The sequence below is a fragment of the Mesorhizobium sp. M1050 genome (genome assembly GCF_040318715.1).
GTDB lineage: Bacteria > Pseudomonadota > Alphaproteobacteria > Rhizobiales > Rhizobiaceae > Mesorhizobium.
On record NZ_JAMYMV010000001.1, the window covers coordinates 12,238 to 35,488 of the forward strand.

The 23,251-nt window shown below is 62.7% G+C and carries 29 protein-coding genes, 1 tRNA gene and 1 pseudogene; 12 read left to right on the top strand and 19 right to left on the bottom strand.

Translation table 11 applies throughout. The features are described from left to right. Both selD and NKH57_RS00060 read left to right on the top strand, forming a co-directional pair. On the top strand, positions 1-1,077 hold the full coding sequence (selD, locus tag NKH57_RS00055) for a selenide, water dikinase SelD (protein WP_352608799.1): 1,077 nt from the start codon (positions 1-3) through the stop codon (positions 1,075-1,077). A gap of 386 nt (positions 1,078-1,463) precedes the next feature. Further along, a pseudogene (locus NKH57_RS00060) lies at positions 1,464-1,787 on the top strand (SAM-dependent methyltransferase); the annotation flags it as partial. A gap of 313 nt (positions 1,788-2,100) precedes the next feature. Here the strand turns inward: NKH57_RS00060 and NKH57_RS00065 are convergent. Both NKH57_RS00065 and NKH57_RS00070 read right to left on the bottom strand, forming a co-directional pair. Beyond that, positions 2,101-2,601 (bottom strand): ATP-dependent DNA ligase, encoded by a 501-nt coding sequence (locus NKH57_RS00065; RefSeq protein ID WP_352940737.1) that lies wholly within the window; start codon positions 2,599-2,601, stop codon positions 2,101-2,103. Positions 2,602-2,847: 246 nt separating this feature from the next. After that, positions 2,848-3,132 (bottom strand): DUF4242 domain-containing protein, encoded by a 285-nt coding sequence (locus NKH57_RS00070; RefSeq protein WP_352940739.1) that lies wholly within the window; start codon positions 3,130-3,132, stop codon positions 2,848-2,850. A 107-nt stretch (positions 3,133-3,239) separates the two neighbouring features. On the opposite strand from NKH57_RS00070, the gene NKH57_RS00075 reads away from it, so the two are divergent. After that, positions 3,240-4,169, top strand: coding sequence for a LysR family transcriptional regulator (locus tag NKH57_RS00075; RefSeq protein WP_352837465.1), 930 nt, complete (start codon positions 3,240-3,242; stop codon positions 4,167-4,169). Between the two features lie 220 nt (positions 4,170-4,389). Here NKH57_RS00075 and NKH57_RS00080 read toward each other — a convergent pair. Further along, positions 4,390-4,465, bottom strand: a tRNA-Ile gene (locus tag NKH57_RS00080). 134 nt (positions 4,466-4,599) lie between these two features. Here NKH57_RS00080 and NKH57_RS00085 point away from each other — a divergent pair. Next, positions 4,600-5,310 carry an SIMPL domain-containing protein gene (locus tag NKH57_RS00085; protein ID WP_352940741.1) on the top strand — a complete coding sequence of 237 codons (711 nt, stop codon included), beginning with the start codon at positions 4,600-4,602 and terminating at the stop codon, positions 5,308-5,310. Positions 5,311-5,613: 303 nt separating this feature from the next. Here NKH57_RS00085 and NKH57_RS00090 read toward each other — a convergent pair whose 3' ends face one another. From NKH57_RS00090 to NKH57_RS00100, 3 genes are all read right to left on the bottom strand, one after another. Continuing rightward, positions 5,614-5,994: a hypothetical protein gene (locus NKH57_RS00090; protein ID WP_352607940.1), complete on the bottom strand. Its 381-nt coding sequence runs from the start codon at positions 5,992-5,994 to the stop codon at positions 5,614-5,616. A gap of 278 nt (positions 5,995-6,272) precedes the next feature. After that, positions 6,273-6,719 carry a YcgN family cysteine cluster protein gene (locus NKH57_RS00095; RefSeq protein WP_352941016.1) on the bottom strand — a complete coding sequence of 149 codons (447 nt, stop codon included), beginning with the start codon at positions 6,717-6,719 and terminating at the stop codon, positions 6,273-6,275. A 358-nt stretch (positions 6,720-7,077) separates the two neighbouring features. Then, positions 7,078-7,857 (bottom strand): hypothetical protein, encoded by a 780-nt coding sequence (locus NKH57_RS00100; protein WP_352940744.1) that lies wholly within the window; start codon positions 7,855-7,857, stop codon positions 7,078-7,080. Here NKH57_RS00100 and NKH57_RS00105 point away from each other — a divergent pair. Then, positions 7,816-9,051: an OmpA family protein gene (locus NKH57_RS00105; protein WP_023761814.1), complete on the top strand. Its 1,236-nt coding sequence runs from the start codon at positions 7,816-7,818 to the stop codon at positions 9,049-9,051. The genes NKH57_RS00100 and NKH57_RS00105 overlap by 42 nt on opposite strands. A 494-nt stretch (positions 9,052-9,545) precedes the next feature. On the opposite strand, the gene NKH57_RS00110 is transcribed toward NKH57_RS00105, so the two are convergent. After that, positions 9,546-10,412, bottom strand: a complete 867-nt coding sequence (locus NKH57_RS00110; RefSeq protein ID WP_352940746.1) for an SDR family oxidoreductase — start codon at positions 10,410-10,412, stop codon at positions 9,546-9,548. Between the two features lie 167 nt (positions 10,413-10,579). Between NKH57_RS00110 and NKH57_RS00115 the strand changes: the two genes are divergently transcribed. Beyond that, positions 10,580-10,846 carry a type II toxin-antitoxin system VapB family antitoxin gene (locus tag NKH57_RS00115; RefSeq protein WP_352607932.1) on the top strand — a complete coding sequence of 89 codons (267 nt, stop codon included), beginning with the start codon at positions 10,580-10,582 and terminating at the stop codon, positions 10,844-10,846. Then, positions 10,843-11,229 (top strand): type II toxin-antitoxin system VapC family toxin, encoded by a 387-nt coding sequence (locus tag NKH57_RS00120; protein WP_352607930.1) that lies wholly within the window; start codon positions 10,843-10,845, stop codon positions 11,227-11,229. The genes NKH57_RS00115 and NKH57_RS00120 overlap by 4 nt, the downstream gene beginning before the upstream one ends. A gap of 7 nt (positions 11,230-11,236) precedes the next feature. Here NKH57_RS00120 and NKH57_RS00125 read toward each other — a convergent pair whose 3' ends face one another. Both NKH57_RS00125 and NKH57_RS00130 read right to left on the bottom strand, forming a co-directional pair. Next, positions 11,237-11,872 carry a helix-turn-helix transcriptional regulator gene (locus NKH57_RS00125; protein WP_352940749.1) on the bottom strand — a complete coding sequence of 212 codons (636 nt, stop codon included), beginning with the start codon at positions 11,870-11,872 and terminating at the stop codon, positions 11,237-11,239. Positions 11,873-11,880: 8 nt separating this feature from the next. Continuing rightward, the gene (locus NKH57_RS00130) at positions 11,881-12,753 is read right to left on the bottom strand and encodes a S1C family serine protease (protein WP_352940751.1); all 873 of its coding nucleotides are present in this window, start codon (positions 12,751-12,753) and stop codon (positions 11,881-11,883) included. Positions 12,754-12,979: 226 nt separating this feature from the next. Here NKH57_RS00130 and NKH57_RS00135 point away from each other — a divergent pair, with 226 nt between their 5' ends. After that, entirely contained in the window at positions 12,980-13,945 is a 966-nt protein-coding gene (locus tag NKH57_RS00135) for a S1C family serine protease (RefSeq protein ID WP_352940753.1), read from the top strand. A 9-nt stretch (positions 13,946-13,954) separates the two neighbouring features. On the opposite strand, the gene NKH57_RS00140 is transcribed toward NKH57_RS00135, so the two are convergent. After that, on the bottom strand, positions 13,955-14,380 hold the full coding sequence (locus tag NKH57_RS00140; RefSeq protein WP_352940755.1) for a VOC family protein: 426 nt from the start codon (positions 14,378-14,380) through the stop codon (positions 13,955-13,957). A gap of 66 nt (positions 14,381-14,446) precedes the next feature. Between NKH57_RS00140 and NKH57_RS00145 the strand changes: the two genes are divergently transcribed. After that, positions 14,447-15,073: a TetR/AcrR family transcriptional regulator gene (locus NKH57_RS00145; RefSeq protein WP_352940757.1), complete on the top strand. Its 627-nt coding sequence runs from the start codon at positions 14,447-14,449 to the stop codon at positions 15,071-15,073. Here NKH57_RS00145 and NKH57_RS00150 read toward each other — a convergent pair. Beyond that, the gene (locus NKH57_RS00150; protein WP_352940759.1) at positions 15,006-15,962 is read right to left on the bottom strand and encodes a LysR family transcriptional regulator; all 957 of its coding nucleotides are present in this window, start codon (positions 15,960-15,962) and stop codon (positions 15,006-15,008) included. The genes NKH57_RS00145 and NKH57_RS00150 overlap by 68 nt on opposite strands. A gap of 111 nt (positions 15,963-16,073) precedes the next feature. Between NKH57_RS00150 and NKH57_RS00155 the strand changes: the two genes are divergently transcribed. Then, complete coding sequence (locus NKH57_RS00155; RefSeq protein ID WP_352940761.1) at positions 16,074-16,709, top strand: FMN-dependent NADH-azoreductase; 636 nt, start codon at positions 16,074-16,076, stop codon at positions 16,707-16,709. A gap of 58 nt (positions 16,710-16,767) precedes the next feature. On the opposite strand, the gene NKH57_RS00160 is transcribed toward NKH57_RS00155, so the two are convergent. Both NKH57_RS00160 and NKH57_RS00165 read right to left on the bottom strand, forming a co-directional pair. After that, entirely contained in the window at positions 16,768-17,067 is a 300-nt protein-coding gene (locus NKH57_RS00160; protein WP_352940763.1) for an AzlD family protein, read from the bottom strand. Further along, on the bottom strand, positions 17,064-17,798 hold the full coding sequence (locus tag NKH57_RS00165) for an AzlC family ABC transporter permease (protein WP_352940765.1): 735 nt from the start codon (positions 17,796-17,798) through the stop codon (positions 17,064-17,066). Before NKH57_RS00165 ends, NKH57_RS00160 begins: the two co-directional genes overlap by 4 nt. A gap of 169 nt (positions 17,799-17,967) precedes the next feature. Between NKH57_RS00165 and NKH57_RS00170 the strand changes: the two genes are divergently transcribed. Then, a complete protein-coding gene (locus tag NKH57_RS00170) occupies positions 17,968-18,426 on the top strand; it encodes an Lrp/AsnC family transcriptional regulator (protein WP_023761827.1) in 459 nt (152 codons plus the stop codon). Between the two features lie 184 nt (positions 18,427-18,610). Then, positions 18,611-19,813, top strand: coding sequence for an MFS transporter (locus NKH57_RS00175; protein ID WP_352940768.1), 1,203 nt, complete (start codon positions 18,611-18,613; stop codon positions 19,811-19,813). Positions 19,814-19,951: 138 nt separating this feature from the next. On the opposite strand, the gene NKH57_RS00180 is transcribed toward NKH57_RS00175, so the two are convergent. The 6 genes from NKH57_RS00180 to NKH57_RS00205 form a co-directional block, all read right to left on the bottom strand. After that, the gene (locus NKH57_RS00180) at positions 19,952-20,392 is read right to left on the bottom strand and encodes a lipid-binding SYLF domain-containing protein (RefSeq protein WP_023761829.1); all 441 of its coding nucleotides are present in this window, start codon (positions 20,390-20,392) and stop codon (positions 19,952-19,954) included. Positions 20,393-20,524: 132 nt separating this feature from the next. Continuing rightward, a complete protein-coding gene (gene greA, locus NKH57_RS00185; protein WP_352607912.1) occupies positions 20,525-21,007 on the bottom strand; it encodes a transcription elongation factor GreA in 483 nt (160 codons plus the stop codon). A 106-nt stretch (positions 21,008-21,113) separates the two neighbouring features. Further along, a complete protein-coding gene (locus NKH57_RS00190) occupies positions 21,114-21,410 on the bottom strand; it encodes an HlyU family transcriptional regulator (RefSeq protein ID WP_023761831.1) in 297 nt (98 codons plus the stop codon). Between the two features lie 113 nt (positions 21,411-21,523). Further along, positions 21,524-22,192, bottom strand: a complete 669-nt coding sequence (locus NKH57_RS00195; RefSeq protein ID WP_352940771.1) for a PadR family transcriptional regulator — start codon at positions 22,190-22,192, stop codon at positions 21,524-21,526. A 201-nt stretch (positions 22,193-22,393) separates the two neighbouring features. Further along, positions 22,394-22,762 (bottom strand): thiol-disulfide oxidoreductase DCC family protein, encoded by a 369-nt coding sequence (locus tag NKH57_RS00200; protein WP_352941019.1) that lies wholly within the window; start codon positions 22,760-22,762, stop codon positions 22,394-22,396. A 134-nt stretch (positions 22,763-22,896) separates the two neighbouring features. Beyond that, complete coding sequence (locus tag NKH57_RS00205) at positions 22,897-23,190, bottom strand: GYD domain-containing protein (protein ID WP_023761834.1); 294 nt, start codon at positions 23,188-23,190, stop codon at positions 22,897-22,899. Between the last annotated feature and the right edge of the window lie 61 nt (positions 23,191-23,251).

Consider the following 23,251-nt stretch of genomic DNA (forward strand, 5'->3'; position numbering starts at 1 on the left):
ATGGCAATCGCCCTCTCGCCTGAAATCACCAAAGCGCCCGTTGTGCGCCTGACCAGCCTCGCCCATGGCGGCGGTTGCGGCTGCAAGCTGGCGCCGTCAGTGCTGCAGCAGCTTCTCGCCGATCCGACGGCTGCCAGCCCCTATCATCAACTTCTCGTCGGCACGGAGACCGGGGACGATGCGGCAGTTTGGCAACTCGACAGCGCGACTTGCGTCATTGCGACCACCGACTTCTTCATGCCTATGGTAGATGACCCCTACGATTTTGGTCGGATTGCCGCGACCAACGCCCTGTCCGATATCTATGCGATGGGTGGCCGGCCGATCATGGCGTTGGCCATTCTCGGCATGCCTCTCGACAAGATCCCGACGGTCATCGTCCGCGAAATCCTCAGAGGTGGCGAAGCTGTCTGCGCCGACGCCGGAATCCCGGTTGCCGGCGGCCACTCAATCGACTCGCCGGAGCCGATTTACGGCCTTGCAGTCATCGGCACCTGCCGACCCGAGGACATCCGACGCAATTCTGACGCCAGACCGGGCGACGCCTTGATCCTGACGAAAGGGCTCGGCGTCGGCATCTATTCCGCCGCCATCAAGAAGCAGGCGCTTTCCGAGAGCGGCTATCGCGAAATGATCGCCTCCACCACCCTTCTCAACCGGATCGGATCGGAACTGGCGCAGGACGCGAGCGTCCACGCCGTAACCGACGTGACCGGATTTGGCTTGCTCGGACATGCCCTCGAGATGGCACGCGGTTCCGGGTGCACGCTCATAATTTGCAGCCACGACGTGCCGCTCTTTTCCGAAGCTGCCTCGCTCACGGTCGACGGCCACGTTACCGGCGCATCGCGGCGCAACTGGGCGAGTTATGGCGACGCGATAAGCTTACCTCCCGGCATGCCCGACTGGCGACGCCATCTTCTCACGGATCCACAGACTTCGGGCGGGTTGCTGGTTGCTTGCGAGACCGACCGCGCAGCGGCGCTCGTTGAGAGGATCGTCGCGGACGGCTATCCTTCGGCTCGCATCATCGGCCATGCCAGGCCCGGCGCGCCGACAATAGTAGTAGAGGCCTGAACGGCCGCTCCGCTTCCCGCCAGATGACGGGGTGCGCCCTCCAGTTCGCGGCACTCCACCTCCTGCCACCACTGGATCGGCAGGCAAAGACGCCGCCTGCCCTGTCCACGCTGGATTGGCGGCGAACGCTGCGGAAACATCAGCTCCTCTATCCGGAGAATCGTTCCACTTGGCCATGCGTTCGGAACGCGTGCTCGCCATGGTCACACCCGTGAACCACCGCGACGTGACGCTCATCGCGATGTCGCGGGCGCCCTGAGGCGACCGATCCCCCGCTCCCACCCGAAAGCTTATCACCGCTGTTCAGTGTCGATGTCCAAGCGGCGGTCGCGTCTATCGGCGGAGTACCGAATCGGCCGGGCGCAGGAGCGGTTGGTCCGCGACGGCTGTCGGCGCAGACGGTGGCCGGCTATGTCGAATATGACGAGGCGGGCGACAGCTTCTACCTCAGCCCCGAGCAGGAGCAGGTCTTCGTCAACGAGGACAGCCCCGCCTTCATAGCCGGTGCGTTCGAGGTCGTCTTGGCGCTGTGGCTCGACGGGGAGAAGGTGCGGCAGGCCTTCCGCACCGGCAAGGGACTGGGCTGGCACGACCACAGCGCCTGCCTGTTTCGCGGCACCGAACGCTTCTTCCGGACAAGCTACAACGCCAATCTGATCGGCTCCTGGTTGCCGGCGCTCGATGACGTAATCGACAAGCTGGAGCGGGGGCATAGGCGAAGTCGGTGAAATGGTGGCCATAGCCGCCCAGCGAATTTCTGTCGCTCGGTATCAACTCACCGGCTACGAAATGATGCAGCGAGCGGAGCGGATCGTGGCGCTGTTGCGGCGAGCCGCAGCCTCGCGGTCAAGACTGGGGCGATGAAGCCGGCCGAGACGCACCCTTCTTAAGCGTTACTACGAGATCTCTCGACGAGATCGTTGAGTAAGGCAGATGCGTCAGGACTTCGAAGATGTCCGGTTCGGTTCCTGCTGCCGACATGGATGCGACGCTGACCTATTGCGGCCGCCTCGCTTCGGTCACTTAGAAATCGGGTGCCTCGAAGCAATTTGCCTTCAGCCATGTATTCGAGGGTCCGCTCCTGTAGCGGCTATCGGCGCGCTTCGAGATAATGCTTTCGAGCCCCATTTTTTCGATGACGCGGAAAATCGCTAGCGCACTGCCCTCGAAATACTCGCTGTACTGGAGCTTGCCGAGGCCATGCTCAACCAGTTGCCACAGCGCCTGCTTGCGTGCCAGCAGCGGCAAGGAGCCTAGATTGCGACCGTCGAGATGGAGGATGTCGAACGCGACGAACACCAGCCGGCTCGGTTCGTTCCAGATCGCGGCTTCCAGCGCAGGGCAATCGGGAGCGCCCTGCTCGCCTGGCACCATGACCTCGCCGTCGATAATGGCAGCCCGGCATGGCAGCTCGACAGCCAGCGCGATGGGCCAGTATTTCGTGGTCCAGTCACGGCCGTTTTTGCTGTAAAGACGCACGCCGCCTTGATCGATGATGATCTGCGTTAGGTAGAACCAGCACACCGATTGACATGACGAAGCTAACTATTGGCAGCACTTTGACCGTGTAGCTCTGGACCTCGGTGGTTCCGTTGGCAATGAATTCTCGACGTGCAATCTCCTGCATGAAGGCGTCCTCCCCGTGGGGACCGACCTACCGATGAGAAAAGATGGACCGATCAGTTGTTTTTTACCGGACGAGCAGTCTGTATCGGTACAAATGGAATTTAATCCCGGTGTCAAAGTCGAGACTCGGGCGAAGCGATCAGTTCAGTTGTTGGCGGTAAGTGGATCGATGACTTGTGTGATCTCGGTGATGGCCGCAATCGGGATCCCACTCAGCTCCGAGTGCCTGCGGATTGCCGCTTCATCCTTGGCCAGGTAGACACAAAACGTCTTGTCCGCGGCCACGTAGCTGTGTTGCCATTGGATTCCAGGACCGACCTTGTCGATGGCTTGGTTGGAGGCACGAGCTGCGCCGCAAAGCTCCACAAGCGACATTGCACCGATACCGGGAATGTCTCGTTCGATGACAAACCGTTTCATCTGCGACATCTTTAAAACTCCTCCGCGAATTACCGCCAGGTCATTGTCCTCCAAGGGCGCGCTAAAGCAATCCAAATGTTCTTTACGAGTCTAAAGCTAACCTTTACCAACGGTGGATGATTCCGACGCATCTCAAATCGCTGCAGGCACTGGAGCTTGCCATGCGGACCGGCTCTTTGACGGCGGCGGGAAAGCTGCTGGGGATTACAACGGCGGCCGTCGGGCAAAGGATCAAGACGCTAGAAGAGCATCTCGGCTTCGACCTTCTTGTGCGCGCAAGGTCCGGCATTCGCTTGACGCCGGAACTTTCAGCTGCTCTCCCGCACATTGCGGCAGCGTTCAGGGAATTGGAAACGGCCGCGCACCTTCTTGATTTCCAGAGAGGGCTCGAAATCCATGTCCTGGCGAACACAGATTGGGCCGAGCTGTGGCTGAAAACACGGCTCTCGGAATTCAAAGCAGCGAACCCGAACATCCTATTCTGCGTCAACGGCGTGGGCGACGTGCCTCTGCGACTGGGACAGGCCGATTGCGAGGTCTGGTTCGGCGAGCCACGCGGAGGGTACGGCGAGGAGATGCTATTTCGAGACTATCTGCTTCCCGTCGCATCGCCAGAAAATACCAAGCGTGTGTCGAGTTTGGACGCAGCGGAACGTCTTGAGGGATTTCCCCTGCTCCATCTCAATTGCTACCGGACAGACCCTGTCGCCATCGGCTGGCCGGAGTGGATCAGCGCACACGGCTACAGGAAGACTGCTGCGGAACGGGGCATCCGCTATGCCCATGTCCTCCAAGCACTTGAGGCGGTATTTTCCGATGCCGGGATGCTGATCTGTGGCCTAGCTCTGGTTCAGAGCCAGTTGGAGAGCGGGATAATCTCTTTGCCGTTTGCAATATCCCAGGGGGCATGGACAGAGCATGCATATTACGCGGCTTTCCGCGAAAGCGCCGTTCGCCGGACGCAAGTTGCCGCATTCCGCTCTTGGCTCCTGGAAAAAAGCAGCGAAACAACTGGGCATCTGGAGAAACTGTTGGCGCGAGATTAATCGTTCAAGCCCGGTCTTCGGAGAGCATCCACAAATCTGATGTCCCGATGAGCCGACCCTGCCCGACAAGGCGCGGATGTCCGGTCGCCAGGCCGGCCAGGCAGGGAACGCTCCGCTGGCAAAGCGAGAATGGGGGCCGCATCACCCGCCATTGCTTCTGACGATAAGCCGGAAAGTTGGGGTTCTGAGCCGGAGTTCATAGTGGTGGTGGCGGACTGAATGGTGGGCCCGGAGGGACTCGAACCCCCAACCAAGCGGTTATGAGCCGCCGGCTCTAACCATTGAGCTACAGGCCCCACGCCGGCTGGATTAATGTTTTTCCTGTCGCCGCACAAGGCTTTCCCGACGGGCTTCCGCAGATCGCCCAAATCAACCCATAATCGCGCTCTACGCAACCTTTGCGAGCAGATCGCAGACCAAGGAGATTTTCATGACCAGACACCTTTTGCCTCTCGCGCTCACCGCTGCAATCGCTTTTCCGGCGATGGCTGGAGCCACCGATTTGCCGACGCCGCCCCGCATCATCGTGTCAGGCGAAGGCGAGGCAACCGTAGCCCCCGATCTGGCGGTCCTGACGCTGAGTGTCATGCGAGAGGCCAAGACCGCGCGCGCCGCGCTCGACGCCAACAATGACGCCATGGCCGCCGTGATCGCGGCGATGAAGTCGGCCGGCATCAACGACCGCGACCTGCAGACCGCAGGCATCCAGATCAATCCGCGTTACAATTACACCAACAAGCCGGACGGCAGCCAAGAGGCCGAACTGGTCGCCTATCAGGTGACCAACACGCTTTCGGTGCGGGTGCGCGATGTCGACAAGACCGGCGAGATCCTCGACAAGGCGGTGTCGCTTGGCGTCAACCAGGGCGGCGGCATCGCCTTCACCAATGACAACCCGGCGGCAACAGTCACCGAAGCGCGCAAGAAGGCGGTCGCCAATGCGATGGCCAAGGCCAAGACGCTGGCCGGGGCCGCCGGCGTCAGCCTCGGCAAGGTACTCGAGATCACCGACCAGAACATCGCGCCGACGCCGATGCCGATCAACGCCAAGGCCTTCGACGCCGCGGGTGCCGCGGCTCCGGTGCAGGCCGGCGAGAATTCCTACAATGTGCAGGTCACCGTCACCTTCGAACTGAAGTAAGCGGGCTCTGACGATCCATGGCTGAGGCTTGTCCAGCCACGGATCCGACCACCAGCCACCAACGCGCATGAAAAACCCCGCGGGATCGCCCCCGCGGGGTTTTTCGAGCCACACCCTTCCGGCGGAAAGGGGGCCCGTTAGTCCAGACCGACCTTCGCAGAAGGTCGTATCCCGGCTGATCCTCGCAGAGGATCATGCCGCCTGATCTTCGCAGAAGATCATGTTCTCAGGTTGATAGTCGCAGCAGGCTCATCCACGCAGAAGATCATGCTTCTATGAGTACGGACGAGTCCGGCCTCAGCCTTAGCGGTAGATAACCGGGCAACCGCGCTCGTTGGCGAACACGACCACGACGCGGTCGCCGTCCTGGCGGCCCATCACCTTCACCGTACGACGGCTGACGTCGACGATGCGGGCACGGTAGAGGCCCATGCGTTCGGCCTTGTCGAGGGCGCGGTCCGGCGAACAGCCACGATGCCAGCCGCCGCGGCGTTCATCACGCCAGTCGCCGCGGCGTTCATCATGGCGATAGCGATAGCCGTCGTCGCCGGTATAGACGCCGAAACGCGGGTCGTTGTTGTTGCCGAAGCCAAGATAGAGGCTGTCGGCATGAGCGGGAATAGCCGTCAGCGTGCCGAGACCGACCAGAGCCGAAAGGGCTGCCGTCTTGATGGTGGTGAACATTGTCTTCTCTCCTTTATTGCGGGCTTTCGCCCGTCCTCGTGAACCGATGGAGGGAGAATGCACTGGCCTGTCTGAACTCTTTGCGAACCTGACGTTCATCTCTGGTTCATGTGGCGGGAAAAAGGAAATTGCCGACCATTCGTCCCCATCCCGGTGAACGATAGGAACGCCGCCTGTTTCCGATCCAACCGATTGGCTGAGGGTCAGGCGTCCCCGGCGCGAACCCTGTGGTTCGTCGTCCCAGCGCGAGCCTCTGGCTCGTCGTCCCAGCGCGAGCCTTACGGCTCCTCGTCGAGCATGTAATCAAAATAGTCTTCCGGCTCGGCGAGATCGGTTTCGCTCGCCTTGACCCGGCCGCGCATCGACATGCCGGCTTCATGCACGGTCTCGGCGCTGCCCGACACCAGCCGGTGCCACCAGTAGAGATCGTGGCCCTCGGCCACCAGCCGGTATGCGCAAGTGCTGGGCAGCCAGCTGATGGTGCGGACATTCTGTGGCGTCAGCCCGACGCAGTCGGGGACGCGTGCCAGCCGGTTGGCGTAGTCCGAACAGCGACAGGTCTGGGCGTCGAACAGCCAGCAGCCGACGCTGGTCCAGTAAATCTCACCAGAATCCTCATCCTCAAGCTTCGACAGGCAGCATTTGCCGCAGCCGTCGCAGAGCGATTCCCACTCGGTCGGGCTCATCGCCTCCAGGGATTTGGTTTTCCAGAATGGCGTTTCCATCCCCGGCATGTGGCCCCAGCCGCCGGCAAGGTCAAGCATGGCAACGGGAGGAATGCGCCGGCGGCGGGTGAAAGACACGAAGTTGCCTTAAAAAGGGCGGCCAATCGCCCTGCGCGGCCTCTATTCACGCCAAACCGGAACCAATCGGCGCAAGATAGGTTTCGGCAAGGATGGGACCCCATAAGGAGAGTTTTCGATGAAACGCCAACCACGGATTCTGGCCGGTACCGCACTTGGCCTGCTGATGGCATCCACGCCTTTGGGCGCGTTCCCGCTTCAGGAAAGTGCCGCGTTCGGCCCTACCCAGCGCACGTCGGTCCCATTCAATTTGGCGCAAGCAGCCTGCGCCGAGGGCGAATCAGCAGAAGCCTGCGCAAAGAAGCAGCAGGCGGAGCCGAAACAAAAGCCCGAGCGCAAGAGGCCCGAGCCTGAACAGCAGGCAGCGCCTGCCCAGCGCGAGCAGCCCGCCGAGGAGCAGCAGCCACGCAGGAAGAAGCGCGATCAGCAGCAGCAGATCCAGCAGGCGCCGACCGAACAGGCCGCTCCAGCCGAGGAACAGCAGCCGCGCAGAAAGAGGCGCGATCAGCAGCAGCAGATCCAGCAGGCGCCGGCCGAACAGGCCGTTCCGGCCGAAGAACAGCAGCCGCGTAGGAAGAAGCGCGATCAGCAGCAGCAGACCCAGCAGGCGCCTGCCGAACAGGCCGCTCCGGCCGAGCAACCACAGCCGCGCAGGAAGAAGCGCGACCAGCAGCAGCAGACGGAGCAGGCGCCGGCTGAACAGCCTGCACAGCAGGCCGCCCCGGCAAACGACAACAATCCACAGCCCCTGCGCAAGAAGCACAAGCAGGACCAGCAGATCGAAGCCGCACCCGCCGAACAGGCGCCAGCCAGGAAGCAAGCGCCCGCCGGCGAGCCGGTTCCGCAGGCCGAGCCGCTTCAGCCCGAGCAACAGGCGGCGCCGGCCGAGGGCAAACAGCCTCAGGAAAAGAAGAAGCGCGGCAAGAAGCCTGTCGGCGAACAGCCGGCAACGGCAGAGCAGCCGGCCACCGGAGAACAACCGTCGACGGCCGAACAACCCGCCAATGGCCGGCAGCCGGTGACTGGCAAACAGCCGGCCCCAGGTGAACAGCCGGCCCAAGGTGAAAATGCGACCCAGACTGAGGCCCCGGCCGACAAGAATGCAGCCCCCATCCTAGACAGCCAGAAGGATGTCCTGCGCAAGCGCAAGGGCAAGAATGGCCGGCAGGGAGGCGAGAATGCGAGTGAGCAGGCCAACCAGCCCACCCAGCAGAATGGTCAGCAGGCGCAGGCTCCAAAGCCTGCTCCGGTCGACCAGGGACCACCACCCACCGACGACAGGGCGGCCCAGCAGGCAATCCAGCCTGAAAAGATCGCTCCCGTGACGGAGGAAAAGGGCAAACGCGTCGAGCGCGCACCCGATGAGAACGTCCGCGACCGCCGGCGTCCGCAAGGCGTCGACGTCGTCAGGGAACTCGGCGACCGCGTCATCCTCCAGTTCAACAACCAGACGATCGTGGAAAGCAGTGACGCTCCACGTATGCATCGCGGCGCCAGGAACGTGTATTATGAGGACCTGTCGGGCGATCGCACCCGGGAAATTGTCGAGCGTGACAACGGTGTCCGGATCATCACCATCCGCAACCGCTACGGCGACATCATCCAGCGTTCGCGAATCGCTCCGGATGGGCACGAGTATGTGCTGAGCTATGTCGACGAGAGCCAGTATGAGGATGAGGGCGACTGGCGCGATCCGGGCGACGACCTGCCGCCGATGCGGCTCACCATTCCGCGCGAGGAGTACATACTGGACTCCGAGAATGTAGAGGATCCGGACGACTACTACACCTTCCTCGAACAGCCGCCGGTGGAACGGGTGCAACGCCTCTACTCAATCGACGAGGTCAAGCGCTCGGCCCGTGTGCGCGACATCGCACGGCGCGTCGATCTCGATACGCTCAACTTCGATTTCGGTTCGGCCTCGATCTCCGACACCGAGGTGCAGAAGCTCGAGGGCGTCGCCACCGCCATGGAGAAACTGTTGAAGAAGAACCCGGCCGAGACCTTCCTGATCGAAGGCCACACCGACGCGGTGGGCACGCCGGAGGCAAACCTGGCTCTGTCCGATCGCCGCGCGGAAGCGGTGGCGCAGGCGCTGACCAACGCGTTCGGCATTCCGCCGGAAAACCTGACGACACAGGGCTATGGCGAGGAGTATCTGAAGGTCAACACGGCGGGACCCAACCGCGAGAACCGACGCGTTGCGATCCGCCGTATCACCCCGCTGGTGGCGCCTGTCGCCAGCAACAATTAAGCCATGATTTCAATGCCATGACCTGGTTTGTGGAATCGGCACGAGAAGCATCCATCCCCGGCTTCACCGGGGATGGATCGACGTCCCAAGTTCAAGAAATGTTCCGGTATGCAACCGGGCTCATTGAATAGAAGGCGCACCTACCCCAGATTCAGGATTGGGCGTTCCCTGCCCCGTCCCGACTCCAGCGGGACGTATTGAGCCCCGCCGGACCCTCTCCGGCGGGGTTTTGTCATGCAAATTGCAAACCGGAGCGACCTGACCTAAATACGGCTCCGCAGCCCGCAGCGCCGACCGGAACCAGGCGGCGCTCGCTCAGCCCATGGACACGCCATCACGGATCAGCTGACAGCTCGTCAATCGACGCGCTTGTGGCTCCACGCTTCTGAGTTCTCCGGAAAACTGCTCTAATTCTTGTTTTGACGCAATTCCCAAGGGAAAGCGCTATGCGCTTCTCCCGGGAAAACCGTTTTCACACTTTTCCTGGAATTACTCTAATAGATCCCTCTTATCTCCGTGCTCGAATTAGCAAACACCTCGTCCGGCACAAAAAAGTCGCCGGCCAGAGGCCCGTTCGCGTCAGGTGAATAGACCGAGAAATCGCTGACGCCCTCGGCGCGCAGCACCTCTTCATCGATGTAGAAATTGCCCGTGGTCTCGCGCGCCGGCCGCATGAAGATGGCATGCGCGGCATCGGCAATGATGTCGGGCAAACGGCTCATCGCCGCCACTGTCGCGCCGCCGAGCAGATTGCGCACCGCCGCCGTGTCGATGGTCGAGATCGGCCACAGCGAATTGACCGCAATGCCGTCCCTGGCGAATTCGGCGCTCATCCCCAGCGTGCACATCGACATGCCGAACTTGGCCATCGTGTAGGCGACGTGGTTCTTGAACCATTTGGCCTTCATGTCGAGCGGCGGCGCCAGATTCAGGATATGAGGATTGCTGGCTAACCTCAGGTGTGGAATGCACATTTTGGACACGAGGAAGGTACCGCGCGTGTTGATCTGATGCATCAGGTCATAGCGTTTCATGTCGGTTTCCAACGTGCCGGTGAGCTGGATGGCGCTGGCATTGTTGACGCAGATGTCGATGCCGCCGAACTTTTCGACGGTTCTGGCGACCGCGTCGGCAACCTGCGCCTCTTCACGGATATCGCACAGCACAGGCAGCGCCTTGCCTCCGGCCCGCTCGATCTCTTCAGCCGCCGTGTAGATCGTGCCCGGCAGCTTGGGATGCGGCTCGGCGGTCTTGGCGGCGATCGTCACATTGGCGCCGTCACGCGCGGCACGCAGCGCGATCGCCAGCCCGATGCCACGCGACCCGCCGGAGATGAACAGCGTCCTTCCCTTGAGCGACATTTTTCCTCCGCCTGCGTATTTTTCCTTGCGCAATCCTTGCCTGTGGCGGTCACGGATACAAGAGCTTGCGGCGGGATGCCATGGTGACGCTGCGGCCTACGGTCCAAACCTATTGGAATTGCTGAGCGTTCGATGTATATATTCTATACAGAAAGGTAGAATATAGCATGGCACTGTCGATTAAGAACATGGAAGTCGAGCAAATGGCGCGCGAACTCGCTCGCCGCCGCCGCGTGTCGGTGACCGAGGCCATCCGCCAGAGTCTCGAGCGCGAAGTTGCGCGCGAGCGATTGGTGCCGCGCGATGAAACCAGCGACCTGTTTCAGCGGTTGATGGCTATCTCCGACAGTGCCGGAAAAATCCCCAAACGCGAAAATGCGATGACCGACGACGAAATCCTCGGTTACGACGAGTTCGGGATCCCGACGAAATGATCATCGATTCCTCGGCCCTGGTTGCTATCCTGCGCGCCGAGCCTGGTTACGAGCGTTTCGTGTTGGCGATCGCACAGGCCAAAAGGCGGCTGTTGGCGGCGCCAACGTTTCTTGAAACGACGATGGTGCTCGCTGGCGGCAGGCAGGATGAAATCCTTGATCGCCTAGACGACTTCCTGCGCACCGCCTCGATCGAGACCGTTGCCTTTACCGCCGACCATGCCGCGGTCGCACGCCAGGCCTTCCTGCGCTACGGCAAGGGCCGGCATCCGGCCGCGCTGAATTTTGGCGACTGCATCGCCTACGCCACGGCGCGTCTCGAAGCCATGCCGCTGCTGTTCAAGGGTGATGATTTCCGGCTAACCGACATCGAAGCGGTGTGATGTACAATTAAACCAGCACCAGCCCCTGCCGCATCGCGATGGCGATGGCATCTGTGCGGTTGACGGCGCCAAGCTTGATCAGGATCGCGGCGACATGAAACTTCGCCGTGTGCACGGAAATGTTCAGCCGTCGTGCGATAACTTTGTTGGGCGCTCCCTCGGCCAGCAGCGCCAATACTTCCGCCTCGCGCGGCGACAGTGTTGGGCGGATCGCATGCTCGTCGGAGGCTTCATCCTCGAACGGCTCGCCGTCGCCCGGATGGAAGTCCTCAAGGCGCCCGCTTCTGCCGTCGCCCGATACGCGATAGCCGGCCGCTGCCAGTCGCGCCGCGGCAGCGATCAACAAATCGTCCGCGTCCGCAGGCATGACGGCCAATATTTCGCCAGCGGGTCGCCCGCCATTGGCGCGTCCCGACAGCAGCACCCGTGGCGTGGACACCGGCACGGCGTCGCCGCTCCTGTCGTCGACTATGGCGACATCGGCTTTGCCATCACCGGCCACGACCGGCAGCAGGTCTTCGCTCGCGGCAAGCGAGGCAGCCAGGCGCTCGGCGCGCGACGCGTCACCAAGCGCAATCAGCACCACCAGCCGCCGCGAGACGGCACCGTCAGTCATGATCCGGTCGCTGGTGAGCGTGTCCATCACTCCTCTCAGGAAAGCGGCTTTTCGCCGACGGTCAGCGCGACATCGCGCTGTTCGCCGCCGCGTACGACGCCGAGCGTCACCGAAGCGCCGGCGCTGTCGGGCCCGAGCCTGCGGATCAGGTCGCGCGGACCATGCACGGCCTCGCCGTTCCACGCTACGATGATATCGCCAAGAGAGAGGCCGGCAGCCTTGGCCGGGCCATCCTCGTCGAGGCTCATCACCATCGCGCCATGCGCGTCGCGGTCGCGCACCGGATGCAGACCGGCGCCGAGATAGCCGCGCGCGACATGACCCTTTTCGCGCAGCGTCGCGACCGCTCGCTCGATCGTCTCGTAAGGCATCACCAGCGCCCGGTGACGCGGTCCGAACAAGAGCATGCCGATCAGTGCGCCCTTGGCGTCGAGCACCGGGCCACCCTCGAAGCGGCCGCCGACACCGACCGCAAGATTGATGCGCCGGTCGATGCTGCCGCCGCGCATCGAGCGCCAGGCCGGACCGACCTCGCCGACCGAGCCCGACACGGCCAGAGCGGAACCGTCACTGTTGCCGATGGCGATGGCGACATTGCCGGGCCGAACCGCACCGGCCTTGGCCAAGGGCGCTGCGTTGACGGCAGCAGCCGGCTTCAACAGGGCAACGCCGGTCGAAGGATCGCGGCCGACGAGCTCGGCCTTAACCGTCTCACCCGAGGCCAACACCAGCTCGATCTCCTCGCCTGCCTCGACAGCCTCTTCGGCGGTGACGAAGTAGCCGTCACGCCAGTGGAAGGCGCTTGCCGTCCGATGCTGATGCGTGGCGAAACTTGCCGTTGCCGGTGCCGCCTTGGCGGCGAGATCGGCGATGGCTTCCGAAAACGCACTCATATTGAAATCGCTCATATTGGTCTCCTGGGTTTTCTCATGCCCCAGATATCGCTCGACAGCGCGCCCGAAGGTACTCGCCTGACGGCTAGTTGGCGGTTTGACTGGCCATCTGGTCAGGTCGCGGCCGGTCCAGCCGCTCCGCACATATAGTGCGTGTCGCTCAAAAGTGCTCAGCGGTTTTGGGACAACGGCACGCGCAGGAAAAAATCGCCCTTGCGCCCGACAACATGGAACCCCGCCGATGGCCCTCCTCGCCCCGAAATTCGAAACTGACGACAGATTAGCCGACGGCACGCTGCTCGACGCCTATTCGACGACGGTTGCCGACGCGGTCGACCGCATCGGCCCTGCCGTCTGCCGCATCGAGCGCATCAGCGGTCAGGGCGGCCATGGCTCGGGCTTCGTCATCGCGCAGGACGGGCTGGTCGTCACCAATTTTCACGTCGTGGGCGACGCAAGAACGGTGCGCGTCTCGATGCCGGACGGCGCCTCGCGAGAAGGCCACGTGCTCGGCCGCGACCCGGACACCGACATCGCGCTGGTGCGCGCCGACGGCAGCTTTGCCGATATCGCGCCGCTGGGTGATTCCAAACGGCTGCGGCGCGGCCAGATCGCCATTGCCATCGGCAACCCCCTGGGCTTCGAGTGGACCGTCACCTCCGGCGTTGTCTCGGCGCTGGGGCGCTCGATGCGCGCTTCCACCGGCCGGCTGATCGACGATGTCATCCAGACCGATGCGGCACTCAACCCCGGCAATTCCGGCGGACCGCTGGTTTCTTCGGCCGGCGAGGTTATCGGCGTCAACACCGCCATGATCCATGGCGCGCAAGGCATCGCCTTCGCGGTCGCTTCCAACACCGCCAACTTCGTCATTTCGGAGATCATTCGTTTCGGCCGCGTGCGCCGCGCCTTCATCGGCGTCTCGGCCGACACCACCATTCTGCCACGCCGCGCCGCGCTTCTGTCGCAAGTGTCGAGCAAGACGGCGGTCCGGCTGCGCAGCGTCGAGAAAAACGGCCCGGCGGCAAAAGCGGGCTTCAAGGAAGGCGACATCATCGCCGCCATCGATGGCCGCCCGGTCACCGGGGTCGACGATTTGGTGCGTATGCTCGACGCCGATCGCATCGGCCGCGAAACGCTGTGCACCGTCGTGCGCCGCACCGGCGTCAGCCAGTTGACGGTGACACCGGTGGCAAGGGCTGGCTAGGGCTGGCGCTCACGCTGCCGCCGCCCCTTCCGCATACTGCGCCAGAAATTCCTCACTCGGCGCAATCGGCTTGATGACGTCGATCAGTACGCCATTGGGATCCTTGGTGATGAAATGGCGCTGGCCGAAGGGTTCGTCGCGCAGAGAGCGCAGGATCGGCAGGCCGGCAGCAAGGATCCGCTCATAGACCGCGTCCGGGTCGCGGACCTCGAAATTGATCAACAGGCCCGATGTGCAGCCCCGCCCCTCCTCGGGGATCGTCTCGTGGTCGCCTTGGACAATGCCGAGATTGACACGTTTGCTCTCCACCGATTGCAGATGCACGTACCAGTCGCTTTCAAACAGCGGCTGGAAGCCGAAATGATCGACATAAAAAGCCGTTGTGCCGGCGACGTCGCCGGTCATCAGCACCGGATAATAGCTCGTGGTCTTCATCTTTCCTTCTCCCGTCTATTAACATACAGTCTGCATGTAGATTGAATTAACATACAGGCTGCATGTATGCAACAGTACTCCGCGCGCCGTTCCAACCGCGACCGCACCGAGGCGACGCGCGCCGATCTGATTGCCGCTGCGCGAAAGCTGTTCACCGAAAAGTCCTATGCCGAGACCGGCACGCCCGAGATTGTCGCCGCCGCCGGCGTCACGCGCGGCGCGCTCTATCACCATTTCACCGACAAGCAGGCGCTATTTGCCGCCGTGGTCGAGCAGGAGGCGGCAGCTGTCGCCGAGGAGATCGAGCACGCCTCGCCGCCTTCGCTCAATGCGCGCGACGCGCTGATTGCCGGTTCGGGTGCCTATCTCGCCGCCATGCGTGCGCCCGGCCGCACACGGCTGCTGTTGCTCGATGGGCCGGCCGTGCTTGGCCGCGCCGCCATGGACGAGATCGACAACCGTCACGGCAACCGCTCGCTGCGCGAAGGTCTGGTTGCGGCAATGCGGGCGCAGACAATGACGAGATTGCCGGCGGAGGCGCTGACGGCGCTCTTTGCCGCTGCCTTCGACCGCGCCGCGCTCGCCATCGAGGCCGGCGCATCAGCGCAGGATTATCACGCCGTGCTCATGGCGCTGATCGATGGGCTGTCTCCGGCCCGTCTTCAGGCACCTCGCCCGGTTCGAACTCGTTGAAGCAGCCGAGCTGGCGTTTGAATTGGTCGATCAGCCAGGCCGCTGCCGGCTTCGGGCTGCGATCGTTGCGGTGCATGGCAAACAAGGGAGAACTCACCTCCCTGAAGGACTCGAGATCGATTTCGACCAGCCGGCCGCTCGCCATATCATCGGCGATCAGCCAGCGCGGCAGCCCGCCCCAGCCCAACCCCTCGCGCATCAGCGTATGCTTGGTGCGCATGTCCGTCAGCCGCCAGGTGCGGTAGGCGTAGACGCCAAAGTCACGTCCTTTGGTGCGCTCCGACTGGTCGGTGACGACCAGCTGAGTGTGTTCGCGCGCATCCTCGATCGCCACCGGTTTTGGCAGCAAGGCCAGCGGATGAGTGGGCGCGGCTGCCAGCACGATCGACATGAAGCCGATACGCACAAGATGCACATCGACCTCGCCCAGCAGGCCACCAATGCCAAGGTCGGCCTGCCCGCTGACGACATGATCGGGGATCAAGCCAAGCGTACCGATGTGCACGCGTAACATCACCGTCGGAAACTGTGCCTCGAATGCCTTCAGCACTCGAACCAGCACCGGTGAGGGCAGCGCCGCATCGACCGACAGCGCAATTTCAGCCTCAAGTCCCTGATGATGGCTGTCGACGCGCGAGCGCATGCGCTGCAGCACGCCGATCATACGACGCGCATCTTCCAGCATCGCCCGCCCGATATCGGTCAGCTGCGGCTCGCGCGTCCCCTCGCGCTCGAACAGCTTCAGGCCGAGCTGCGCCTCAAGATTGGCAATGCCGTAGCTGATGACGGATTGCGATCGGTTGAGCTTACGGCCGGCCGCCGAGAAGCTGCCGGTTTCGGCGACCGTCACCAGTATCTGAAGTTGGTCGAGCGTCGGGTTGGGCTGCATCGCTATATCTACTTTATGGATGGATCGTATAGAAATTATACCCGTTTATCGAATGGGTTGGTAGCCCCATATGTGCCGGGACAAATCATCACAACCCGCTGGAGAGCCAACATGTCCATTCTTCTTGTCACCTCAAGCCCGCGTGGCGCTGCTTCGCACTCGACCCGCATCGCCACCGAATTCGCCGAGAAACTGCTTGCCGCCGATCCGTCCAACACGCTCGTGGTGCGTGATCTCGTCGCCAACCCGCTGCCGCACATCGATGCCGACTATGCGACCGGCATCTATACGCCGGCCGAAGCCCGCTCTGAGCGTCAAGCCGAGGTGGTCGGCGTTTCCGATGTGGTGCTGGACGAGCTGTTCGCAGCGGATACGGTGATCCTCGCCACCGGCTTCATCAATTTCAACATCTCCTCGACGCTGAAGTCCTGGGTCGATCACATCGCCCGCTCCGGCAAGAGCTTTGCTTATGGCGAGAACGGCCCCAAGGGCCTCGTCACCGGCAAGAAGGTCTATATCGTGCTGGCTTCCGGCGGCATCTATTCGGAAGGTGCTGCCGTGCAGTTCGATCACGCCATTCCCTACCTGCGCGGCGTGCTCGGCTTCCTCGGCATGACCGATGTCGACGTCATTCGCATCGAAGGCGTCAGCATGGGGCCTGACGCGGTGGCATCAGCGCTCGCCAAGGCGACCGCAAAGGTCGACGCCGTGGTGGCCGCCAGCCGCGATGTCGCCGCTGCGGCGTAAGCCACACCGATCATCTGGACTGAGAAAGGCAGGCGCGGCGCGCCTGCCTTTTTTCGTTCTAGCCAATCAGATACCGCAACAGCCCCGCCGAAGCGACCCCGATCAGAACGGTCGGCAGCATGGACAGCCGCGTCGCCGCGATCAAAGTGATCGCCAGCGCCAGAAGGTCGGCCGGATTCCGCGACACGAAGGCAGGCGCGATGACCGAGATCAGCACGCAACCGGGCGCTGCCTCCATCACCGCCGTGGCGCGGGCACTGAGCGTGCGGTTGCGCAGCAAGACATAGCCGCCGATCCGCGTCAGGTAGGTAACGCCGGCCATCAGCACGATGGTAAGCACGGTCGTTGCGTCGATCATACATCACCTGCCATCAGCCAGGCCGCGACCAGCCCCGACACCGCACCGGCGGCGACATACCAGGCGCCCGGGATGAAGAGATAGAACATCGCCGCGACGACGAGGCTGACCAGCCAGGGCCGCGCGGCCGCCACGCCCGTCCACATGCCGCGCATCAGCACCAGGAAGACGGCCGGGAACGCCATGTCGAAACCGTAGGTCCCGACGTCGCCGAGCATCGGGCCGAGCAAGGCACCCAGCGTGGTGAAGGCCACCCAGGTGAGATACATCGCCAATGCCGCGCCCATGTAGTAGCGCGGGCTGAAGGCCGGCGTGATGCCGGCAGCCCTGCGCTGCCTGGCGTCGGCGAGCCCGAGTGCCCAACTCTCGTCGCACATCAAGAACAGCGCCGGAAAGACCTTGCGCCTGGGCAGGGAGCGCAGGAACGGCGCCAGCGCCGCCCCCATCAGCAAATGACGGCTGTTGACGAGGAAGGTGATGGCGACGATGAGCACGATGTGCGGCGGCGACGTCCACAACTGGATCGCCGCGAATTCCGAACCGCCGGCAAAATTCAGTCCCGTCATTGCCGACAGTTCGACAACGCTCAAGCCTCTCTGCGTGGCCTGTGCGCCAAGCACCAGCGCGTAGGGGATGGTGCCGAACAGGACAGGCGCGCATGACGCCACGCCACGCCGGAATTCGGATCCGGAGCCATCGCCCGCCGTCTCGACTGCCTGTGTAAAACTCATGGTTATCCATCGACTGGCCTCGCGGCCGCCGCTTCCCTGCGTTTGAAATCAACTGATGTCGCGGCAAACATACCGATATCGGCCCGCAATTTGGTTGCAAAGATTGTTGTGTTTCATGGAATTTTGGCATTTGGTGTCACCAATCACCGTATAAATGGAATCGAACGCCATGAAACTTGACGAGATCGACAGACGGATCCTGCGGGCGCTGCAACGCGACGGCCGCATGGCCAACAACGATCTGGCCAATGAGGTCGGGCTTTCGCCTTCACCTTGCCTACGGCGCGTGAAGCTGCTGGAGGAAGCCGGCATCATCGACCGCTATGTGGCAGTGCTCAACCCGGCCAGCATCGGCAAGGGCCTGACCTTCTTCACCCGGATCTGGCTGAAGGCACAGGACGAGGACACGATCGAGCATTTCGCCACCGAAGTCGCCAAGCTGCCGCAGGTGATGGAGTGCTATCTGATGCTCGGCGACTGCGATGCCATGGTGCGCGTGGTGGCGGCCGGCATCGATGACTACCGCCGCTTCCAGTCGGAGCATCTGAGCCGCATCAAGGGCGTGCAGAACGTCAAGACGGACGTTCCCAGCCAGACGATCAAATACACGTCGGAACTGCCGATCTGACGCATGTCGCCCAAAAGTGCGAAACGGTTTCAGGATAATGACGTGCGTCCAAAAAAGGACCACCGAAAAACAGCGCCGTTCAGACTGGATAAAAAATGCAACCGGATTGTAGGATCGGCCTCGATGCCAGCGTCCTTCGGATGCAAGCAGCGTGCAGCGCTGCCCTCTGGCATGGGAGATTTGAATGAGCCTTTCCTATCGTTGGGTCATCGTCGCCGCTGGCGCGCTGATGTCCTGTGTCGCCATCGGAACGATGTTTTCGCTGGCGATCTTCCTTGAGCCGATGGCGATCGACACCAACTGGTCGCGCGCCGGCATTTCGAGCGCCATGACGCTCAACTTCCTGGTGATGGGCCTTGGCGGCTTCGCCTGGGGCGCCCTGTCGGACCGTTTTGGGGCCCGCATCGTCGTGACGATCGGGGCGGTACTGCTCGGGCTAGCGCTGGTGCTGGCCAGCCGCGCCGACTCGCTCCTCACCTTCCAGATCACCTATGGCGTGCTGGTCGGCCTCGCCGCCAGCGCCTTCTTTGCGCCGATGATCGCATTGACCACCGGCTGGTTCGACACCAACCGCAGCCTTGCGGTCTCGCTGGTCTCGGCCGGCATGGGCGTGGCGCCGATGACGATCTCGCCCTTCGCCCGCTGGCTGATCTCGGCCTATGACTGGCGCACTGCCATGTTCGACATCGGCATCACAGCTTGGGTGCTGCTGTTGCCGGCCGTGCTGCTGGTCCGCCAGCCACCGAAGCCAGCCGTCGCTGACACTGGTTCCGCGCCGGCTGCCGATGGTGCCGGCCTGACGGTCGGCCAGGCGCTGCGTTCGCCGCAATTCATCGTGCTGGGGCTGACCTTCTTCGCCTGCTGCGCCGCGCATTCCGGGCCAATCTTCCACATGGTCAGCTATGCCATGCTATGCGGCGTCGCCCCAATGGCGGCCGTTTCGATCTACAGTGTCGAGGGCCTTGCCGGCCTCGGCGGGCGGCTTTTCTACGGCGTGCTTGCCGATCGCCTGGGCGTCAAGCCGGTACTGATCGCTGGCCTGGCGATCCAGGCGATCGTCATCGCCGCCTATCTTTCGATCAGCCGGCTCGAGCAGTTCTATATGCTGGCAGTCATCTTCGGCGCCACCTATGGCGGCGTCATGCCGCTCTACGCGGTGCTGGCGCGCGAATACTTTGGCCAACACATCCTCGGCACCGTGTTCGGCGCCGCCACCATGCTGTCCAGCCTCGGCATGGCGCTCGGACCTCTGGCCGGCGGCATGGTGTTCGATGCCTACGCCAACTATTCCTGGCTGTTCATCGGCTCGGCCCTCGTCGGGCTTGGTGCGGTCGGCATCGCCATCGCCTTCCCGCCGCTGCCGCGCAGAGAGTTGCAGCCGGCTTAGTCTTCGGCCGGATCGAGTTCCGACCGGACAGGCCAGGCGCGCCATGAGCCTGGCCTGTCCGGTGCGATTGCAGGCGTTTGAGCCGGAGGGCACGCGGCGCCGCCGCAGCAAGGTCCATTTTAAGGACTGACGAACCTCTTACTTCACCGTGATGGACATACCGCTGAGATCGGCGTTGACCTGCAGGCCTACCTGCTTGCCTGACAGTTCGAGCTGGGCGCCCTTGTCATTGGTCATGACGATCACCTGAGCCCCTTTGCCGAGCGTGCCGCCACCGCCCGCCGCCCCGTATACGCCTGTCACATCCCGGGCGCGCCTGATATGGCGCACGGTGCCTTGGAAATACGTCTTGGAGACCCCGAAGGCGAGGCCGCCCGAGACGCCGGCGACCGAGATGGGGTAGCGACGACCATGGAAGGTCAGCGTGCCCTCGCCTCCGGATCCACCCACGAAGAAGGCCGCCTTGTAGACGGCAAAGCGGATCGTGCCGCTGTCGGCATGCGCGGCGCCGGAAACGCTGACTGCCCCTGCCGCGATGACGGCAACCGCGAGTGAACGAATTCTGGACGAAATCATGATAGGAACTCCTCAAGGTGGCCGCTTGCCCAACGGCTGGGCTCGTCAGCGTTTTGTCGAAGTTACAATTGAACAGTCTCACCCGTCATTGGTTCCAGGCACTCGCACTGGTCGTGCGCCATACCCGATGCCCAACTAGGAAATGGACAGGATCTCAAGTTCGCGCGGCCCCAGTTGGACAAAGTCGCCAACGGTTTTGCCGGTCAGCGCGATGCCAACCGGAGAACCATGCGAAATCGAAGCTTGAGACGGGTTTGCCTCATCCTCGCCGACGATGCGGAAGGTCTGGATGCGGCCATCATCACGCTTGAAAGTGACCGTGTGCCCGAAGGCGATCACTTCATTGGACGTGGGCACCGACATAAGTTGAGCTGTACGGACGCGCTCGGCATAATAGCGCATATCTCGAACCGGAACCGCCGACTGCCGTCGCCTCTCATTGACATCCTCCAGCATGCTGGCGGCCTCGAGAGCCTGCTGAGCGCCAGCCAATTCATCCTGCAGCATCTTGAGGCCCGCCTCCGTGACGAGGTTGATCCGATCGGAGACAGGGCGAGCCGGCAGGATCGTTTCCGATGCTGCCTCAGCACTTTCCTCCTTGGCGAATGCTACGCTCAATTGTCGAGACTCTCTGCTTGCCGCCTACTGCCGTCATTCGAGAAACTGGTGGCGGATTTCCGCCTCCTGCGGGGGCTGACGTTTGTCGCCACGACCAATCCCGTCCCTATCCGAAAATCCGCTCGCCCTGCTCGTCGACCAATTGAATGCCCTTCTTGATCGAGATGTCGACGGCATCGTCGAGCCCGGCGAAGCGGTCGGCGCGGATGAATTTGTGTTCCTTCAGCACACCGTCGACCTCCTTGGAGACGACGCCGCAGGTCTGGTACTGGCCGTCCGCCTTGTAGGGCGTGGCGCTGATCAGAAAACCCTTGTGCTCGACCTGCTTGGCTGGTGCCGCGTTTTTTGGTTCGGCCGCTTCATTGCCGCCACCACCGCCGAAAAGACGCTTCAGAAAAGACATCGGGCTTCCTCCAACAGCATTCATCCCACACCATGTAGCGTGGCGCGGGATGAATTTCACTATCGGTCCTTGCCCCAGCGGGCAAGGGCTGCGTCCGGCCGTGCCGGCAGACCTTACTTGTGCGACAGCGCTTCCAGCGCCTCGGCTGTAGCTTCGAGGATGGCGATCGCCTCGGCCTGCTTGTCGGCCGGGGCATCGACGAAGTCGCCGAGAGCCGCGCGCAGCCGGTGGCGCACGGCACGGAACTCGTCGCGTGCTTCCGAACGGCCACCACGACCGCCACGACGGCCGCGCTCGTCGCTCTCGTCGTTCCAGCCGAACCAGTCGCGCGCCTTGGCCATCTTGCGGCCGAAACGCTCGAGATGGTCGAGCACGCTGTCGATCATCTCGCGGTTGTCGGCAAGATGCGCCTGGCCCGCCTCGGTGATCGAGAACACCTTCTTGTTGCCGTCGGCGGCGGAGACGACGTAGCCGGCCTCTTCCAGGAAGGTCAGGGTCGGGTAGACCACACCCGGGCTCGGGCTGTAGATGCCGCTGGTGCGTTCCTCCAGCGCCTTGATGATGTCGTAGCCGTGGCGCGGTGCCTCGGCCAGCAGCGACAGCGTGATCAGCTTGAGGTCGCCGTCGGCCAGCATGCGGCCGGCGCGGAACATGTCGCCGGGGCCGCCGCGTCCACCGCCACGACCACCGTACCCGAACGGGCCGAACCCTCCGCCACGTCCGCCGAATTTGCCGGCCATGTGCATGAACATGCGCTCGCCGAAATGATTGTGCTTGTGCATTGATTGCTCCATGAGTTGTATCTTACGATATATCTTAAGTAGGCAAGCCAATCGATAGAGTCAAGATATATCTTACGATGTATCTGAATGCGACGCCAGAGGCTTGCTTTCGCTCTGCGAGCCGGCCAGCCGATAGCTCGCACGAAAAAGATCCGGAGATGTCCTCCGGACTTTGCACTTCTGGTCATTAATGACGAACCGCTACCAGCGCCCCTTGCGCCGGTTCCAGGCATAGAGCAGATCGGCGAAACGATCATAGGCAAAGCGTGTCAGCGGCAAGACGAGGGGATTGCCGAACAAAGTCGCCAGCCAGCCCTCGCTCGGCGTGACCTTCCACACGGCGATCGCCACATCGGCGCCGACCAGCAGTTGGCCACCAGCGTCGGTGGCGTGCAGCCGGCGGCGGATATCCTCGAGGGACGCGCCGTATGCGGCAAGCGCTGCCGGTTCGAAATTGATGTCGCGGAATTCGATCCGTCCGGCCTTGACCGCTTCGATCAGCCGCCGCTTCTGCCTGCTGATGCCTGCATCGCAAACCGGACAGCGCGTGTTGTACCAGACGGTCAGCATAGTCTCGGCATTTGTTTGGTAACGCAACCTGAAGGACCACAAACGATCGGGCGCCGTCAAGACGTCGCTCGATCGGTTGCGTGCGAACGAGACTACCCTCGGACCAGCCGGTTCCGGCCCTTTCACCACAGAGCCTATCCGAGCGAGGTGATGATCTCGCGGTAGGCTAATTCGGGAAAGGCCTTCAGTGTCCGCGTCCTGACATTGCCGGCCGCCGCCAGCATCAACGAGAAACGCGCCAGGACAGCGTCGTCGGGGGCTTCGACCACCGCCACCATGTCGTATTCGCCCATGGTCAGGTAGAACGCCTTGAACGATCCGCCCATGTCTCCCAGCTGCTTCCTGGCGGCGTCGAGCCGCTTCGGCGAATCGCGAACGTTTCTGGCGCCCTGCTCGGTCCAGTTCATCAGCACGATGTAACTTGTCATGGCACACCTCCCTCCGGGGCCACGGAGCACGGCGGCTTCGCCGGGGCGGGCATCCGGGTTG